We start from the raw sequence: 3,092 nt of genomic DNA on the forward strand, positions 1-3,092 counted from the left end.
TGCGTGATCAGCTAGCGCGGTTCGAGGCGGCCGGCTGGAAGGCCATCGATGCCGAGGTCAGCGCCGAGTCAGCGCCCCATGTCCTAGCTCGCCACATTGGTGATGCAGTCGGCCAGACGTTGGCCCAGCTTCCGGCCGAGGAGCGAGTCAAGGTGGCGAATCGCGTCCTTGAAGCGCTCGCCACGTCAGGACCTTCAGACACGAGCAGCGCGGACGATGCGCCAAGGAACACGATTGCCGATGGTCCGCGGCAGCTTTTGACGTTGGCGAAGCAAGAGGCGCCCGGGGTATACGCGTTGCGCCCCTTGACACCGCTGTCCGAGACCTCGCTCATCACCAACTCGCCCGAAGACCTGAGTCTCGGCGCCGAACTGCGGGCAGAGCTCGCCACGGCGGACCGCATCGACCTGCTCTGCGCGTTCGTGAAGTGGTACGGCATTCGCGTCCTGGAGGACTCCCTGCGTGCGGCGCGCGACCGCGGAGTGCCCATTCGTGTCATCACGACCACCTATATCGGCGCCACCGACCGCCATGCGCTCGATCGGCTGGTCCGGGACTTCGGCGCTACTGTCAAGGTCAACTACGAGATCCGCTCCACCCGGCTGCACGCCAAAGCCTGGCTCTTTAGGCGAAAGACGGGCTTTGACACCGCATACGTCGGCAGCTCGAACCTGTCGAAAGCGGCCCTACTCGATGGCCTGGAGTGGAACGTACGGCTGTCATCCGTGGCGACACCTGCCGTGCTGGACAAGTTTGAGGCGACGTTCGACGCGTACTGGAACGACCCCGCCTTCGAGACGTATGACCCCGACCTCCATGGCGCCCGACTCGATGAAGCGCTGGCTCAGGCAAGCGGCGTCAGCTCCGGCACAGACGTAAAGATCAGCCTCTCTGGCCTTCAGGTACGCCCTTACCCCCACCAGCAGGACATGCTGGAACGGCTCACTGTCGAGCGGGAGCTTCGCGACCGGCATCGCAATCTCCTGGTCGCGGCAACTGGCACCGGGAAGACGGTGATGGCTGCACTGGACTATCGCGACCTGTGCGCCAAGGAAGGTAGCGCGGCCCGACCGCGGCTGCTGTTCGTGGCCCACCGCAAGGAGATCCTCAAGCAGTCGCTGCGCACCTATCGCGAGGTGCTAGACGATGCATCGTTTGGCGAGCTACTGCACGCAGGGCAGGACCCGCGGGAGTGGAACCACGTCTTCGCCAGTGTCCAGTCCCTCAACGTTCGGCGCCTGGAGCAGTTGGCCCCCGATCACTTCGACATCATCGTCATCGATGAGTTCCACCACGCCACCGCCACCACCTATCGGCGAGTGATCGACCACTTCACGCCGCAGGAACTGCTGGGTCTGACGGCCACCCCGGAGCGGATGGACGGGCTCAACGTCCAGGACGAGTTCTTTGAGGGACGCATCGCCGCCGAGATGCGGCTCTGGGAAGCCCTGGAAAACGATCTGCTCTGCCCCTTCCACTACTTCGGCATCCCGGACGGCACGGATCTGACGAACCTTGGTTGGCAGCAGGGCTCGTACACGGACCGAGACTTGGGCAACCTCTACACCGGCAATCACGCGCGCGCCCGAATCGTGGTCAAGCAGATCCGGGACAAGGTCTCCAACCCGGGTGCCATGCGGGCACTGGGCTTCTGCGTGACCAAGGTGCACGCTCGCTTCATGGCCGACTTCTTTCGACAGGCCGGCCTCAACGCGGTGGCGCTCGACAGTGACTCACCCCCCGAGGTGCGCTCCCGGGCGCTGGACGACCTGCGGAACGGCACGCTCCAAGTGATCTTCTCGGTCGACTTGTTCAACGAGGGACTCGACATCCCCGACGTCGACACCCTGCTGCTTCTGCGCCCCACCAACAGCGCCACTGTCTTCCTCCAGCAGCTGGGCCGAGGGCTCAGGCGAACCCCAGCGAAGCCTGTCCTCACGGTCCTTGACTTCATCGGACAGCACCGAGCTGAGTTCCGCTTTGAGGAACAGTTTCGCGCCCTGACCAACTTGTCCCGAAACCGGCTCCTGGACCACATCCAGCACGACTTCCCTCAACTGCCATCCGGGTGCCAGATCATCCTGGAGGGCAAGTCGAAGGACATCGTCATCGAGAACATCCGGACTCAGCTGGGTGCCACGGTGAAGACGCTGGTGAAGGAGGTCAAGGATTACAGCACTCCTCGCCTCGCCGACTACCTCCGCGAGAGTCGCCGGGAGATCAAGGAGCTCTACAAGAGCGACAACTCATGGACGACGGTACTGCGCCGCGCCGGCCTCGTGGACGAGTCCGCGTCCCCCACAGAGACCGCACTCCTCAAGCGGATCCATGCCTTCCTGCATGTGGATGATCCAGACCGTGCTGGCGCCTACCTGCGGCTCCTCCAGGACGATGCGCCGTCGTACGAGAACCTGAGCCCAGCCGACCAGTCGTACGCCCGCATGTTGTTCTTCAACCTCTGGGACAACGCTGGTGGCTTCACGAGCTACCAGGAGGGCTTGGAGACGCTGCGTACCCAGCGTGCGTTTCGGGATGAGCTCCGACAGGTGCTGGCACATGTCATGGAACAGGCCGACCATGTCCCCCTCCCCCTGTCCGGCCATCTAAGCAAGCTCCCACTGAGGGTGCACAGTGCCTACAACCGCTCGGAGATCCTCGCCGCCCTCGGTGTCGCCCGCTTCGGTGGCCAGATGCCCCGCTCCTTCGCCCAAGGGGTGCAGTGGGTCGAGGACCTGCAAACGGATGCCCTCCTCATCACCCTCGAAAAGAACGAGAAGGACTTCTCACCCACCATCCGCTACAAGGACTACGCACTGAACCGGACGCTTTTCCACTGGCAGTCCCAGAGCACGACGGCCGCCAACTCCCCCACCGGCATGCGCTACCAGCACCACAAGGAGCGTGGCAGTCACGTTCTCCTCTTCATGCGGCGCTACAAGAACACTGACATCGGCAAGCCTCAGTCCTGGATGCTCCTAGGTCCCGCCGCCTACAAACAGCACACCGGCAGCAAGCCCATGTCCATCACCTGGCGCCTGGAAAATGATCTACCGGCTGACGTCTGGACTTATGCGGCCATCAACGCCGGCTAG

At 63.6% G+C, this 3,092-nt stretch carries 1 protein-coding gene; it reads left to right on the plus strand.

All coding sequences use genetic code 11. The features are described 5' to 3' along the window. Nucleotides 1-3,092: DEAD/DEAH box helicase (locus CCN72_RS18100; RefSeq protein WP_244174301.1), on the plus strand; the 3,092-nt coding region annotated here is incomplete at its 5' end.

It is taken from the genome of Streptomyces murinus, from assembly GCF_002154555.1.
Classification (GTDB): domain Bacteria; phylum Actinomycetota; class Actinomycetes; order Streptomycetales; family Streptomycetaceae; genus Streptomyces; species Streptomyces murinus.